Genomic DNA, 14774 nt, shown 5'->3' with positions numbered 1-14774 from the left:
TTTGTCGAATTCTGTTAATCCCGATACGCTTCAGTCGCGCCAATCATATTTCGATGACCAGTCTGATCGGATCGAGCTGATGGCTTGGACGGCCGGCTTGCGACAACCGTCAGGCAGACGCGAAAGATCTGCCTCCACCCTCCCAATATAGCCATCGCCGCCATACGACTTGGCGGTCCGGCGGAGGATCTTTCCAAGGTCGTTGCATCGGCATGCGGTGAGAGCCAGATCGCCTGGCGGCCAAGAAGATGACAAGAACGCGGACACCAACTCCTGCCGCGCCGCCTTGCAACGATCCCAGTCGAAGAACGGAATGAACTTCAGCAGGTCGGGGACGTCGTCCTTCTTAGCCAGCTCACGATATATCAGCGGGAAGGCGGCGGCGATCATCATCGACACAGGATCCTTCCGCTGTCCGATCAGCATGGGAAGGAGATGACCGGCCGCCGCGAGTGCAGCGCGCGGCGCAGCCTTCTCGGCTTCAAACAGCAGATACGCGCATGCCTCCGCAGCGGCCGCGTCCAGATCGAACGACCGCCTCTCGCGCAGGATCTGCCCCACCTCTCCCATCGCCCAGACCACGCGAAGGCGCGCAGGTTGGGGCGCCTTCCGGAAAGCCACCATGTTCCTACCGGCCAGCGAGGGGAGAATGCCTGATGCAAGGCCGGCGCGTGCGACCCATGCGCCATCCAGCCCTTCGCCGAGGCCACCGAGCATCGCGACGAGAAACGCCGTCTCGTCACCCGGGAAGTGTGCGCCCAAGCAGCGTTGAAGCGCACGGCGTGCTATCTTGGACCTGTCGTCACCCTTCGTACGGGCGAAGACGGTCGTCACGGTCCGCACGAATACGTCGAGCGGCACCGCGTCGATGAAGATCAAGCGTTGCAGCAGATCCGGCGCAACCCGCTCCGCGATGGACACGGCATCAACGCCTATGCCGGGATCACCGAGCATTGCGCCGAGCTGGCGGTCGTCCGCCCGTCGTAGCAACCCAGCGAACATGGTGGCGCGGAGATCGTCAGGCAGATGCGCCTCGCGCAGCAGCCACCTCGCATCCCCCGACGCCGGATCCAACGCCTGCGCCAGAAGGGAATTCCGGCGATTCGTGGCGGGCATCTCGCTGAGCGCGATGAGGACCGCATCCTTGACCCCGATCTCGCGGGCGCGCCGGATGCAGAGATCCGCAAGTCCGGGTGCCTCGAAGTCGTTCACGCTGCCGAGATGCCGTACCTCTGCTGCGAGCTCCCCTCCATCGAGCCTCTTCAGAAGAGGGGCGGCAGCGGGAAGCTGCCAGTCCCACACCAGCAGCGGCAGCAGTTCGTCGCCGACTGCGGCGGCGAGATGCGGTTCGAGATCCGGAACAATCTCGCCGACGCGTTCCATCAGCAAGGGATCGTTCGCCACTCCCTCCGCCAGCCGCGCACTCTCCGACAGCAATCTCCCGAACACCTCAGGTCGGGCGGATAGCAATGCGCGCTCGGCATGGTCGCCGAAGGCGTGGCCTATGCCGTCGGCGATGATGGGCGACAGTCCGGTGATGACGCCGCGGTCGTCGGGTTGGGAGAGCAATGCGATCGCCCCCTCGGGCGCCCGTCCGGCAAGCTGCCCCACAGCCGTTCCCACCGCATCAACGCCAAGCGGCATGGAACGGCCGTGCATCTTCCGCGCAATCGCGCCCAGGAAGGTCCAGGCCTCGTCCTCGGGAAGGATCGAGGGGGCCCTCAGCACGGCATCGGCGAGCGAAGGTTCCAGCATACGGACAGCGAACGCGTCGCGAACCTTACCCGAGCTGGCGATGTCGAGAAGCCCCAGCGCCGCCGTCGGCGTGCCGCTCAACTTACCGAGAAGTTCGTCCCACAGCAGGGCGATCCTCAAGGCCGCCGCGCTGTCGACATCCTCGCCGTCACCCCCGACAAGCCCAACCTCCTTCGAGGTCAGCAGGCGCGGATGAGGATCATCGAAGACCCGGCCGACGATCGAGCCGGTCCATCGATGCCGAGCCGATTGGGACAGGCGCCCGTCGATCCGCCGGCCACTCCAATCGGAGAACTTCGCCCTTGCATCCTTCGGTGCGAAGACGAGATTGAAATCCCTACCGGCGACCTTCCGCGGCGAAAGCGCGAACGTGGATACCGCAAACCGCCGGCGCATCGACGGCCATAGCGCGGTCATCAACCGGACGGCGATGAGTTCTGGCATCGGGGCATCAAACAAGGCGACGGGCTGCGAGTCCTCGAGGAACAGTGCTTCGAGGAGTTCGCTTCCCTTGAAGTCCGGCACGGGCGGCAGGGCCTCGGTTGACCGATTCTCCAGGGAGACGCTGGTGGCATCCCCGTCCTCGGGCGGGCGATCCAGCTCCAGCAGCGCTAGGAAGGCAGAAATGCCGTCGGTCGCCGCCCAGTCGGCCATGGGGATGATCAGGCTGATCGTCCGGACGCAGCCCGCCCGGGTGACGGTGAGATCCATCCATGTTCGGGCGAGGACGTAATGAGTCCCGCTCGGGAGCGGATAGCCTGTCAGATACGGATCGAAACTCTCACGCGGACGCAAGGGCCCCGCGACATCGGAAAGACGGTCGATCGCCGCCTGATCCTCCTTCGGCAGCCGCACCGATCCAGCCAGGAGCTGATGCCCCCTGCGATATCCATGAACCTGGCGCTCGACGACCGTCACACTAGGCGCCGATTATCCAGGCGATCGGGAGCGTGAGGTCACCGTCGCGCTCCCACTTCCCTTCGGAATTCTGCACGGCCACCCAGCCGCGACCGTCCAGTCCCCCCTCCTGCACCGCATCGCGGCAGTCGGCATCGACCTTCAGATCACCTCCTACGACGCTCAGGCCGAACACGCGGAGATCAAGCCGCTCGATGTCGTTCAGCCTTCCGGCGAGAAGGGGATACTCATGCTCGAGATACGCCTTTGGCCCCTTCGCGAACTTTCCGACGTCGACCATGTCCCAGGCGCTCACCACTATCGACACCCGGGGCCGGCCGCCATTCGGGCGATCGATCAGCGATACTTCGAGGAAGCGCAGCAGTTCGCAGAGCATGACCTGCGTCGCTAGGCCCGGATCCTCGCCGTTCCCCAGCTTCGCCATCATCTTCTTCGAGCTCACCCAATCCAGAGGCCTGACATCCTGATCGGACCCGACCCGGACGAATAGAAGCGCGCCGTCAGCCCGGCGCAGTTCGTCCATCCAGTCGGATGAGATTTCCGAATCCTTGACGGCGTTCAACCACAGCTCGCCGGAGATGTCGGGAATGACGATCGCCGTCTGTGCGCCGCCTTCCTCTTCCGCGACGATTACTTCGAAATCTCGACGCGCATCTGCGTGCTCAGATCGAGGAGCAAAGTTCCCGGAGTTGAGATGATCCGTCACCTCCAGCACGAAGGTGATGTCGTCCGGCTGCTGGGCGATCTGAAGGCGCCCCTGCTTCGTGTCTAGCGCAGGCCACACCCGTCCGACGTAATTGGTCTTCCCAGAATCGGGACCGCCGAGAAGCACCACCGAACGGGTCATCGATGCCTCCTGTAGCTCACGAATGACCGAACGCCGTCGCGCAACGGACTGGTCGGCCAGAAGTCCGGGATCGGCCGCGTCACGCCCACGGTCTCGCCGATGAGATCGGCAATCCCGAACCCGGCCTTCACCTCCGCATGGTCGGAGAACGGCGCCACCTGCAGGATGCTCGCCTCGACTCCGCGGCGCTCGAGTTCGGCGGCCAGCCGACTGGAGGCCGCCTCGACAAGCTCGCCGTCGTCGCGATGGGTGACGACGACCACGACGCGTGGCGGCCGGCCGTCGAATAAGGTCTTCAACCTCTCCGCCAACTGCCCAACACGCGAGATCAGCGCCTGCCGCCGCTCCTTGTCCGCAAGGGCGCGACCATCGAGTACGACCCAGATCACCTCGGCCGCCTTCATGAATTCGAGGCGATCCGACTGTGCGCTCGCCACGAGCTTGGTGGTCCATTCGCCAGGCAGATCGGGGAGCGCCAGATCGACGCGACGGCCGTCCGACTTGCGCACGAGGCGCAGGTGGAGGAAGCCCGGCCGGCGATCGTCCGACATCTCGGTGTGGACGGTCATCTGGTCCGGAGGGTTGCCGGCGTTCCAATCGCGGGCGCCGCGGGCGATGTCCTCGAAGCCCATCAGACTGCGGCTATCGGCGAATGCCCAGCCTTCCAGCATGGCGTTCGAGACGAGCAGGTAGATGCTCGCCAGGCACGCAGTCTTGCCTGAATCCGGATCGCCCAGAATTCCCACAACGGTCACATAGCGCGAAGCCATCATGCCGGAGATGACCTCGGGGCCGAGTGTGTGGCTTGATGGGAAGGAGGCGCCGCCAGTTGGGCGCTGCAGCACCGGCGCGCCGATACCGCCGGCGCCGCCATCCCCGTGCGCGTCGGCATCCCCGCCGTCGACATCGGCCGCCAACGCCGTGCGGTGCTCGCAGGTTGCGGGATTCTGCTCGAGAGCGCACACGCCGGTCTCGCCGACGGTGCACCCCTCGAAGTTGCAGCCCGAGCTCACTGCTTTATGATCCCCGTGGCCATGTTCCGCGACAGCGCACCCTCGAGAAGCGCGCGCGATCCCCAGGTCGAGACCTTCCGCTTGATCTCGGACCCGACCACGTCGGCATTGCCGGTCACGATGGCGTTGAGAAGCGGGAAGACGGTCGGATGGGCCGTCACGTTGCCGGCGGCGTGGACCCCTGCTGCGAGCGGCGCACGATCAACGCCGATCCCCGCGAGCAGCTCGGGCAGATCGAACTCGGGATCGGCGTCGACGGTTCGCAGGACCAGGTCGCGATGAACCTCGGCGGGCAGCCGCCGCAGGTGGTTCGACGCCTCGATGCCCGAACCGACCAGCCTAACGGTCTCGGAGAGCGCCGACAGGGGGCGACTCAGTAGGCGGCTGCGGCTGAGCTGCGACCACCAGAGAAAGTCCAGCTCCTCCCGGTCGAGGGCGGAGTTCCGCCGAAGGGCCTCGATCGCGTCGAGCGCCGCTTTCTTGAAGTTAGTGGTGACCTTGTCCTCCTCCCCGATCGTAACGACCAGCTCAGCCGGATCGGGCACAGCGTCGCGCTCACGCGCCCGCTCGGCGCTGTCGAGGCTGCGCCGCTGCGCTCGGTCCAGGACCTCGCGCCGCAGGTTCTCGCGCTTTCCGTCCTCCAACACCGGCTGGAACGCGAGCGCCGACCACAGGGAGTTCGAATAGACGTCCAGAATCGTCCAGCCGTAGGTCGCCGGATCGGGCGCGAGCATCGCCACCGCCGCCATGCCGGCGCAGACGCCCACCTCGAGCGGACGATCCTCGTAGAGAAACGCCGACGCGTGCTTTTGGACGGCGCCCTGCACCTCGGTGCCAAGCTCTACGGTGGGGCTCCCGTCGCCGCCGAGCGACACCGCGATCGCCGCCGCCTTGGAGACGATCGAACCGACGTCCTTCACCTTGCCCCAATTCTTGGCGAGGTCGGCCACCGCGAGGCGGCGGGAATCCACGTCATCGTTTGACGGGGTGAGGCCCGTGATCCGCAGGTGCACCGGAATGTTGTCAGTCACGCGTCCCCATCCTTCCGTTCTGAGATCATCTTCTCGATCATCGCCGTGACGTCTGGAAGACGCCCTTCGCCGACCAGCCAATCGAATAGCCTACGCTCCACACCCTGCGTCATCCGCTCGTCGAAGTCCGAGGGGATCGCGTCCAGTTCGACCAGGATGCGAAGTCGCTCGCTTTCCACGAGATCGCGGAAGAAGCGCAGGAGGGCGAGCTCATAGCCTTTGGCAGCGGGCGGCATCGGCGGCGTCTCCCCCAGTTCCGCGCCAGCGGTCTCCGCAGGCACTTCCTCGACGATGGGTTCGGTACCAGCGGCATCCTCAACGATGGCGTTTCCGTCGACATCCGACGTCACAGGGCCGAGTTTCCTGAAATTGGGCGAACCGAGGGAGAAGCGCGGGTCCTTGCCTCCGAGGCGCTTCTCGTCGGCCTCGAAGCACTTTCCCGTCCGGTTCCAGGCTCGCGGATGCATCGTTACCGCCAGCGCGTCGTTTGCCTCGTCCCAGTCGAATTCAATGATGTTGTATGTGTAGGTGTATTCGTCGTTCGACCGATAGGGCACGGCAGCGCCGGCGGCGAGCATCAGCACGTCGCAGCCATCCGCGACGCGTTCGACATTCACCTTCGGATCGTGCTCGTGGCCCGAGATGAAAACGCGCGCCCTGGCGTGCACATACTCCCGCACGTCGGCAGCATCCTTGCACCAGTGGAGCGGATGGTGGACGAGCACGACGTTCTCCTCTCCCGTCTTCCTCGGAATCGTGAACTGTCGCGAGCCGATCATTAGCTCGGGGTGCTCCTCCTTCTCATCGCCCGTGCAGAGCAGGGACGAGTTCAGCCGCACGAATCTGATCCATCGGTCCGGTCCGACCTCGATTCGTAGATTGGTCGCGAATCTCGCCTCCTCGTCGAGCACGCATCGATAACCGAAGCTGAAGCGGCCATAGTCCTCGAAGCGGGCGAGCAGCGTCGCGCGGTCGCTCGGATTGGCGAAAACCTTCTCATATTCCGCCTGACCGCCCGCGCGGATGTAGTCGAGCAGCGCGGAGCCGCCGACGGACAGCTTCTTGCGATCGAGATCGTGGTTGCCCGGCACCATCTGCACACGGTGGATCGGGCACCCGATCCTCCCAGCGAGCTCGTCGAGCCATCTGCTCGCATCCTCATATTCCTGCCAGGTGCCGCTCTGGGCGATATCGCCGGTCACGAGAATGCCTTGTGCCACGCCCGCAGGAAGGCCTGCCACCACATCGGCGGCGTCCTCGATCAACTGCAGCTTCACATCGTTGTGAATGTGGATCGAGTGATCGCGCTCCTGTCCAAAGTGAATGTCCGAAACATGGACGAAAACCGCCGGCATCAATCCCCCATTCCTCAACGTCAGCCCCGCAACCTATATAGTTACGCACCCACGTCGTTTCTATCGCCTTATCGGTTGTAAGCTGCCTTGCCGCACACCGCCCAGCCTCAGTCGATCGACACATCGATCCGAGGCTGTTGCGTCTGCTCATGCCGAAAGCCGTCGTCGAATTGGCAGGCCAAGTACGGCGGCTTTGTCCCAAGGTGAGCCATTCCGGGCGGCGGCCCGAAAGCTTAATTCGAACGTAAATGAAGATGATGGGAGCGGCTAGGGGGCGGGCGTGGCTTGAAGCTGGTCCGGGCCACTTTCCTGAAAGCGGGAATGTGGCCGACCAGAGCTGACTGATATAGAAGGGTGTAGCCATATCGGACCGGTTGATGGTGGGGCCGCCGGGGGCGGGCAAGTCGCTGCTCGCGGCGTGCCTGCCGGGGATATTGCCCGATCTCGCCCCCGCCGAGGCGCTCGAGGTGTCGATGATTGCCAGCGTCGCCGGCGGGCTTCCCGAAGGCCGGCTGATCCGCCGCCGGCCGTTCCGCGCGCCGCACCATTCCGCCTCGATCGCCGCGCTCACCGGCGGCGGGCTGCGCGCGCGGCCGGGCGAGGTGAGCCTCGCCCATCTCGGCGTGCTGTTCCTCGACGAGCTGGCCGAGTTCCAGCGCGCCGTGCTCGATTCGCTGCGCCAGCCGGTGGAGACGGGCAGCGTCACCGTCGCCCGCGCCAACGCCCATGTCACCTTCCCCGCGCGGGTGCAGCTGATCGCGGCGATGAACCCCTGCCGCTGCGGCTATCTCGGCGATGCCGGCCTCGCCTGCGCGCGGGCGCCGCGCTGCGCCGCCGATTACCAGGCCAAGATATCGGGCCCGCTGCTCGATCGCATCGATTGCCATGTCGAGATGCGGCCCGTCACCGCCGCCGATCTCGCGCTGCCGCCCACGGGGGAGAAGTCCGCCGCCGTGGCGGCGCGCGTCGCCGCCGCGCGCGCCTGCCAGGCGGCGCGCTATGCCGAGGCGGGGCTGCGCACCAATGCCGAGGCCGATGGCGCGCTGCTCGACACGGTCGCCACCCCCGATGCGCGCGGCCAGGCGCTGCTCGCCCGCGCCGCCGAGACGCTGCGCCTTTCGGCGCGCGGCTATACGCGGGTGCTGCGGGTTGCGCGGACGATCGCCGATCTCGCCCAGCGCGCGACGGTGGGGCATGATGACGTGGCGGAGGCGCTTTCCTACCGCCGCCGTCCGCTGACGGGCTGAGGGAGCGTCGCGCGCGGGCGGACGTTGCAGCTGCGACCACAGCTTCTGGGGGAAGACCGATGCACTGGATGATCCGGCCCTTGCGCCACTATGCCGATTTTCGAGGCCGCGCACCGCGCATCGAATATTGGCTCTTCGTGCTGTTCCTGTTCCTGCTCTACGCCGTCGCCATGGCGCTGGACGAACTGCTGCCGACCGGCGGCACCAGCGCGACCGTGCTCACCACCGGCACCGGCCTGTGGTCCTACGAGACGATGCGCACCGCCGGCTGGATCACCAAGCTCGCCTGGCTGGCGACGCTCATCCCCTCGCTGGCGGTGGCGGTGCGCCGCTGCCACGATATCGGCCGCAGCGGCTGGTGGCTGCTGATCGGCTTCATCCCCTTTGTCGGCGCGCTGGTGCTGCTGATCTTCTTCCTCACCGACAGCCAGCGCGGCGCCAATCGCTGGGGGCCGGACCCCAAGGACGCGCCGCACCTCTACCGCTGAGGCGGGCCCGACGGGCGCGCGCGACGGGCCGCCGCGCCGCCCGCCGCTTCAGGCCGCCTGCGCCTTGCTCTTGCCGGTGGCCGGCAGCAGCGGCTTGAGATAGCGGCCGGTATAGCTGCGCGGCGCCTTCACCACCTGCTCGGGCGTGCCGACGGCGACGATCTCGCCGCCCTTGTCACCGCCCTCGGGGCCGAGATCGACGATCCAGTCGGCGGTCTTGATGACCTCGAGATTATGCTCGATCACCACCACCGTATTGCCCTGCTCCACCAGCGCGTGGAGCACCTCCAGCAGCTTGCGGACATCCTCGAAATGCAGGCCGGTGGTGGGCTCGTCGAGGATGTAGAGCGTGTTGCCGGTGGCGCGGCGAGACAATTCCTTGGCGAGCTTGACGCGCTGCGCCTCGCCGCCGGACAGGGTGGTGGCCTGCTGGCCGACCTTGACATAGCCGAGACCGACCTCGACCAGCATCGCCATCTTGTCGCGGATTCCCGGCACCGCCTTGAAGAATTCCACCGCATCCTCGCAGGTCATGTCGAGCACATCGGCGATCGACTTGCCCTTGAAGGTGACTTCCAGCGTCTCGCGATTGTAGCGCTTGCCGTGGCAGACGTCGCAGGTGACGTAGACATCGGGCAGGAAGTGCATCTCGATCTTGATGACGCCATCGCCCTGACAGGCCTCGCAGCGGCCACCCTTGACGTTGAACGAGAAGCGCCCCGGCTTGTAGCCGCGCGCCTGCGCCTCGGGCAGGCCCGCGAACCAGTCGCGGATCTGGGTGAAGGCGCCGGTATAGGTGGCGGGGTTGGAGCGCGGCGTGCGGCCGATCGGGGACTGGTCGATATCGATCACCTTGTCGAGCCGCTCCAGCCCCTCCACCGTCTCGTGCGCGCCCGCCAGCATCCGCGCGCCGTTGAGCTGGCGGCTGGCGGCGGCGAACAGCGTATCGATGGTGAAGGTGGATTTGCCCGATCCGGACACGCCGGTGATGCAGGTGAAGGTGCCGAGCGGAATCGAGGCCGTGACGTTTTTGAGATTGTTGGCGCGCGCGCCCCTCACCGTCAGCTGCTTGCCCGAGCCCTTGCGGCGCGTGCGCGGCACGCCCACGGCGCGGCGCCCGGCCAGATAATCGCCGGTGAGCGAGCCGGGCGTCGCCAGGATATCGTCCAGGCTGCCCTCCGCCACCACCGCGCCGCCATGGACGCCGGCGCCCGGCCCCATATCGACGATATGGTCGGCGGTGCGGATCGCGTCCTCGTCATGCTCGACGACGATCACGGTGTTGCCGAGATCGCGCAGCCGCCGCAGCGTCACCAGCAGCCGGTCATTGTCGCGCTGGTGGAGGCCGATCGAGGGCTCGTCCAGCACATAGAGCACGCCAGACAGGCCCGAGCCGATCTGCGAGGCGAGCCGGATGCGCTGGCTCTCGCCGCCCGACAGCGTGCCCGAGGTGCGATCGAGATTGAGATAGTCGAGCCCGACATTGTCGAGAAAGCCGAGCCGCTCGACAATTTCCTTCAGGATCCGCTCGGCGATCTGCTTCTGCTGCTCGCTCAGATGGTTGGGCAGGTCGCGGAAAAAGGCGAGGGCGGGGCCGACGGCGCGGCGCGTGGCGGCGGCGATGTCCTCGCCGGCGATCTTCACCGCCAGCGCCTCGGGCTTGAGCCGGGCGCCGCCGCACACCTCGCACGGTTTGGCGGACTGATATTTGGCGAGCTCCTCGCGCATCCAGGCGCTTTCGGTGGCGAGCATCCGCCGCTCGAGATTGCCGATCACGCCCTCGAACGGCTTCTTCACCTCGTAGCTCTTGCGCCCGTCGATGAAGCGCAGCGTCACCGGCTTGCCGCCCGAGCCGTGCAGCACCAGCTGGCGCTGCGCCTCGCTGAGCGCGTTCCACGGCGTCTCCAGCGCGAAGTCCGCCTCGCGCGCCAGGCTCGCCAGCACCTGCATGTAATAGGGCGAGGGCGGGTTGGATTTGGCCCAGGGCACCACCGCGCCCTGCTTGATCGAAAGATGATGGTTGGGCACCACCAGCTCGGGATCGAAATACAGCTTCTCGCCCAGGCCGTCGCACGCCGGGCAGGCGCCCTGCGGGGCGTTGAAGGAGAAGAGCCGGGGCTCGATCTCGGCGATGGTGAAGCCCGAGACGGGGCAGGCGAATTTCTCCGAGAAGGTGAGCCGGTCGGCGATGCCCTCGGGCAGGCTCGTACCCTTCATCTTCTTGCCGGCCGCCGCCAGCGCCTCGCCCTCGGCGACGATATCGACATAGGCCAGCCCCTCGGCCAGCTTCAGCGCCGTCTCGAAACTGTCCGCCAGCCTTGTCTCGATGCCCTCGCGCACGGCCATGCGATCGACGACGATGTCGATGTCATGCTTGTACTTCTTGTCGAGCGCGGGGGCGTCCTCGATCTCGTGCACGGTGCCGTCGATGCGGACCCGCTGGAAGCCCTGCTTCTGCCACTCGGCCAGCTCCTTGCGATACTCGCCCTTGCGGCCGCGCACGGCGGGCGCGAGCAGGTAGAAGCGCGTGCCCTCGGGCAGCGCCATCACCCGATCGACCATCTGGCTCACCGTCTGCGCGGTGATCGGCAGGCCGGTGGCGGGCGAATAGGGCACGCCCACCCGCGCCCAGAGCAGGCGCATATAATCGTAGATCTCGGTGACGGTCGCCACCGTCGAGCGCGGGTTGCGCGAGGTGGTCTTCTGCTCGATCGAGATGGCGGGCGACAGACCTTCGATATGGTCGACGTCCGGCTTCTGCATCAGCTCGAGGAACTGGCGCGCATAGGCCGACAGCGATTCGACGTAGCGGCGCTGGCCCTCGGCATAGATGGTGTCGAAGGCGAGGCTGGATTTGCCCGAGCCCGAAAGCCCCGTGATGACGATCAGCTTGTCGCGCGGCAGGTCGAGATCGACCCCCTTGAGGTTGTGCTCGCGGGCGCCACGGACAGAGATATGGGTCAGCATAGGGGTTAACGTTCCATATTTGTTCGGATTGGGCAAGTGCCTCCGCGCACATGGGAAGCGCCTCGGCAAGGACAAGGGCGGCGGTGAAGTTCGGTTAACAAACCGCTAGGGATTATTGCTTAGACTTTGGTCATGGCCAGACGCTGCCCCAGCCTCGATCATCCCCGCCACACGGGCGCGATGCTGGCGGCCGGCATCGGCTCGGCGCTGCTCGCCATCCTCACCCTCCGCCTAGTCAGCCACGATGGCGCGATCGCGGCGGTGTGGCCGGCCAATGCGCTGCTGCTCGCCACCGGGCTGCGCCTGCCGCGCCACCGCTGGCCCACCTTGCTGGCGATCGGCTATGCGGGGAGCACGGCGGCGGGGCTGGTGGTGCGCGGCTCGGCGCCGGTGCCGCTCGCCTTCGCCGCGTGCAACATGCTGGAAGTGGGTCTGGCGCTGTTCGGCCTGCGCGCGGCGGCGCTGCGCCGCGAGGGGCTGCTGCCCGATCCGGCGGCGATGATCCGCTTTCTCGGCTGGGCGGGGCTGATCGCGCCGGCGGTCAGCGGGGTGGTCGCCGCCGGCGCCGCCACGCTGCTGCTGGACACAGGCTATGTACGCGCCTTTCGCGTCTGGTTCCTGAGCGACGGGCTGGGCCTGCTGATCTTCACCCCGATCTTCGTCTCGCAGCTGCGGGGCGATTATGCGGGCTGGCTGCGCAGCTGCGCCCCGGCGCGGCGGCTGGAATGCGTGGCGCTGCTCGCCCTCACCGCCCTCACCGCCGTGATCGTCTTCTGGGGCGCGGAGCGGCCGCTCCTGTTCCTGCCCTTCGCGCTGATGATGCTCGTGGCCTTCCGCCTCGGCCAGCGCGGCACGCAGGTCTCGGTGCTGATCGTCGCGCTGGCGGGAATCAGCGCCACGCTGGTGGGGCGCGGCCCGCTGCCGCTCGTCTCGCCGGTGCCGCTGGAGCAGGCGCATTATCTGCAATTCTACCTCGCCACGCTGCTGCTGACGGGCCTGCCCGTCTCCACTGCGCTCGGCGCGCGCCGCGCGCTGACCGCGCGGCTGGCGGAGAGCGAGGCAATGCTGCGGCTTCTCGCCTCGCGCTCGGCCGATGTGCTGCTCCACATTGGCGCGGACGGCCAGTGCCGCGCCGCCGATGGCGCGACCATGACGCTGTTCGGCCGCGCGCCCGCGGATCTGGCCGGCATGGCGCTGTCCGCGCTCGGCGGCGATCTGCTGGTGGAGGGGCATCGCGCCGCGCTGAGCGAGCCGGGCCGCTTCCATCAGATCGAGTTCAGCCCCGTGGAGGGCGAGGCGCGCTGGCTTGAGGCGGCGATCTGCGCCGTCTCAGCGGGGGAGGGCGGCGCCGGCGGCAGCGTCGCCACCATCCGCGACGTGACGGCCCGCAAGCGCACCGAACTGGCCTTGTCGCGCAGCGCCCGCACCGACAGCCTGACCGGGCTGCTCAACCGGGCGGGATTTCTGGAACGGCTGGACCGCGCGCTCGCCGCCCATGCGCGCGTCCATGTGGCGATGATCGATCTTGATCGCTTCAAGCCGATCAACGATCGCCATGGCCACGCCGCCGGCGATGCGGTGCTGGTGGAGGTGGCGGCGCGGATCGGCGCGCTGGTGCGCGGCGAGGATGCGCTCGGCCGGTTCGGCGGCGATGAATTCGCGCTGCTGCTGATCGAGGAGGGCGAGGAGCGCAGCCAGAGCCTGTGCGCCGCGATCGCCGCGCAGGTGGCCGCGCGGCCGGTGGCGATCGGCGCCGGCCTGTGGGTGCCCATCTCGATCAGCTGCGGCATGGCGCGGCACGATGGGATGGAGCCCGCCGCGGCGCTGCTGGCGCGTGCGGATGCCGCGCTCTATGCGGCCAAGCGCAACGGCCGCAACCAGGTGTCCGCCGCCTGAGACGGGGTGGGGCCGGCGGGGCGATGGCGCCGCCGCCGGCCCGCCGCGATCAGATCGCCGCCTTCAGCTGATCGACCAGGTCGGTCCGCTCCCAGGTGAAGAGATCGCCCTCGGCGTCGCGGCCGAAATGGCCGTAGGCGGCGGTCTTCTGGTAGATCGGCTTGTTGAGCTTGAGATGCTCGCGAATGCCCTTGGGCGTCAGCCGCACCAGCGTCGGCAGCAGCTTCTCGAGCTGCGCCTCGTCGACCGTGCCGGTGCCGTGCGTGTCGACATAGAGCGACAGCGGCTCGGCGACGCCGATCGCATAGCTGAGCTGGATGGTGCAGCGCTTGGCGAGCCCGGCCGCGACCACATTCTTGGCGAGGTAGCGCGCGACATAAGCGGCCGAGCGGTCCACCTTGGTCGGATCCTTGCCCGAGAAGGCGCCGCCGCCATGCGGCGCCGCGCCGCCATAGGTGTCGACGATGATCTTGCGGCCGGTCAGGCCGGCATCGCCATCGGGGCCGCCGATCTCGAACAGGCCCGTGGGATTGACGTAGATCGACTCGTCCGCCGGCAGCCAGCCCTCGGGCAGGATCTTGGCGAAGACGCCCTTCACATAGTCGCGCAGCTGCTGCTGGCCGGCCTCGTTGGAGAGGCTGGGCGAATGCTGGGTGGAGACGACCAGCGCCGTCGCGCGCACCGGCACGCCGCCCTGATATTGCAGCGTCACCTGGCTCTTGGCGTCCGGCTCCAGGAAGGGCGCGGCGCCGGAATGGCGATCCGCCGCCATCTGCTCGAGGATCTTGTGGCTGTAATACAGGGTGGCGGGCATGAAGCCCGGGGTCTCGTCGGTCGCATAGCCGAACATGATGCCCTGGTCGCCGGCGCCCTCGTCCTTGTTGCCGGTCTCGTCCACGCCCATCGCGATATGCGCCGACTGGCCGTGGAGATTGTTCGAAAAGTCGAAGGTCTGCCAGTGGAAGCCGGACTGCTCATAGCCGATCCGCTTCACCGTCTCGCGCACCGTCCGCTCGATCTCGTCGAGCGCGCCCTCGGCCCAGGTGCCGTCCTCATAGACGCCCTTGCAGCGGATCTCGCCGGCCAGCACCACCTTGTTGGTGGTCGTCAGCGTTTCGCACGCGATGCGGGCTTCCGGATCCTTGGAGAGGAAGAGATCGACGACGGCGTCCGAAATCTGATCCGCCACCTTGTCCGGATGGCCTTCGGACACGGATTCGGAGGTGAAGATATAGTCGCTGCGCAAGGAAGGGTCTC

General features: G+C 67.2%; 9 protein-coding genes and 1 pseudogene. 3 read left to right on the top strand and 7 right to left on the bottom strand.

Annotated features, from left to right (window positions below):
* Positions 1-30: 30 nt before the first annotated feature.
* From LHA26_RS05245 to LHA26_RS05225, 5 genes are read right to left on the bottom strand one after another with little or no spacing between them, the layout of a single operon-like run.
* Complete coding sequence (locus LHA26_RS05245) at positions 31-2673, bottom strand: GAP1-N1 domain-containing protein (protein ID WP_252167680.1); 2643 nt, start codon at positions 2671-2673, stop codon at positions 31-33.
* Position 2674: 1 nt separating this feature from the next.
* Entirely contained in the window at positions 2675-3520 is an 846-nt protein-coding gene (locus tag LHA26_RS05240) for a TRAFAC clade GTPase domain-containing protein (RefSeq protein ID WP_252167679.1), read from the bottom strand.
* On the bottom strand, positions 3517-4533 hold the full coding sequence (locus LHA26_RS05235) for a TRAFAC clade GTPase domain-containing protein (protein ID WP_252167678.1): 1017 nt from the start codon (positions 4531-4533) through the stop codon (positions 3517-3519). Before LHA26_RS05235 ends, LHA26_RS05240 begins: the two co-directional genes overlap by 4 nt.
* Positions 4530-5564 (bottom strand): GTPase-associated system all-helical protein GASH, encoded by a 1035-nt coding sequence (locus LHA26_RS05230; RefSeq protein ID WP_252167677.1) that lies wholly within the window; start codon positions 5562-5564, stop codon positions 4530-4532. Before LHA26_RS05230 ends, LHA26_RS05235 begins: the two co-directional genes overlap by 4 nt.
* Entirely contained in the window at positions 5561-6919 is a 1359-nt protein-coding gene (locus tag LHA26_RS05225) for a metallophosphoesterase (RefSeq protein ID WP_252167676.1), read from the bottom strand. Before LHA26_RS05225 ends, LHA26_RS05230 begins: the two co-directional genes overlap by 4 nt.
* Before the next feature lie 374 nt (positions 6920-7293).
* Here LHA26_RS05225 and LHA26_RS05220 point away from each other — a divergent pair.
* Both LHA26_RS05220 and LHA26_RS05215 read left to right on the top strand, forming a co-directional pair.
* Positions 7294-8166 (top strand): annotated as a pseudogene (locus LHA26_RS05220) (YifB family Mg chelatase-like AAA ATPase); the annotation flags it as partial.
* 68 nt (positions 8167-8234) lie between these two features.
* Entirely contained in the window at positions 8235-8654 is a 420-nt protein-coding gene (locus tag LHA26_RS05215; protein WP_252167675.1) for a DUF805 domain-containing protein, read from the top strand.
* Positions 8655-8702: 48 nt separating this feature from the next.
* On the opposite strand, the gene uvrA is transcribed toward LHA26_RS05215, so the two are convergent.
* Positions 8703-11621 carry an excinuclease ABC subunit UvrA gene (gene uvrA / locus LHA26_RS05210; RefSeq protein WP_252167674.1) on the bottom strand — a complete coding sequence of 973 codons (2919 nt, stop codon included), beginning with the start codon at positions 11619-11621 and terminating at the stop codon, positions 8703-8705.
* A 132-nt stretch (positions 11622-11753) separates the two neighbouring features.
* Between uvrA and LHA26_RS05205 the strand changes: the two genes are divergently transcribed.
* Positions 11754-13517, top strand: a complete 1764-nt coding sequence (locus LHA26_RS05205; protein ID WP_252167673.1) for a sensor domain-containing diguanylate cyclase — start codon at positions 11754-11756, stop codon at positions 13515-13517.
* A gap of 49 nt (positions 13518-13566) precedes the next feature.
* Here LHA26_RS05205 and metK read toward each other — a convergent pair whose 3' ends face one another.
* Positions 13567-14763 carry a methionine adenosyltransferase gene (gene metK, locus LHA26_RS05200; RefSeq protein ID WP_252167672.1) on the bottom strand — a complete coding sequence of 399 codons (1197 nt, stop codon included), beginning with the start codon at positions 14761-14763 and terminating at the stop codon, positions 13567-13569.
* Positions 14764-14774 lie beyond the last annotated feature (11 nt).

It is taken from the genome of Sphingomonas morindae, from assembly GCF_023822065.1.
Lineage (GTDB): Bacteria > Pseudomonadota > Alphaproteobacteria > Sphingomonadales > Sphingomonadaceae > Solisphingomonas > Solisphingomonas morindae.
The sequence above is the reverse complement of the archived record's forward strand: the minus strand, read 5'-3'. Positions and strand labels throughout refer to the sequence as shown.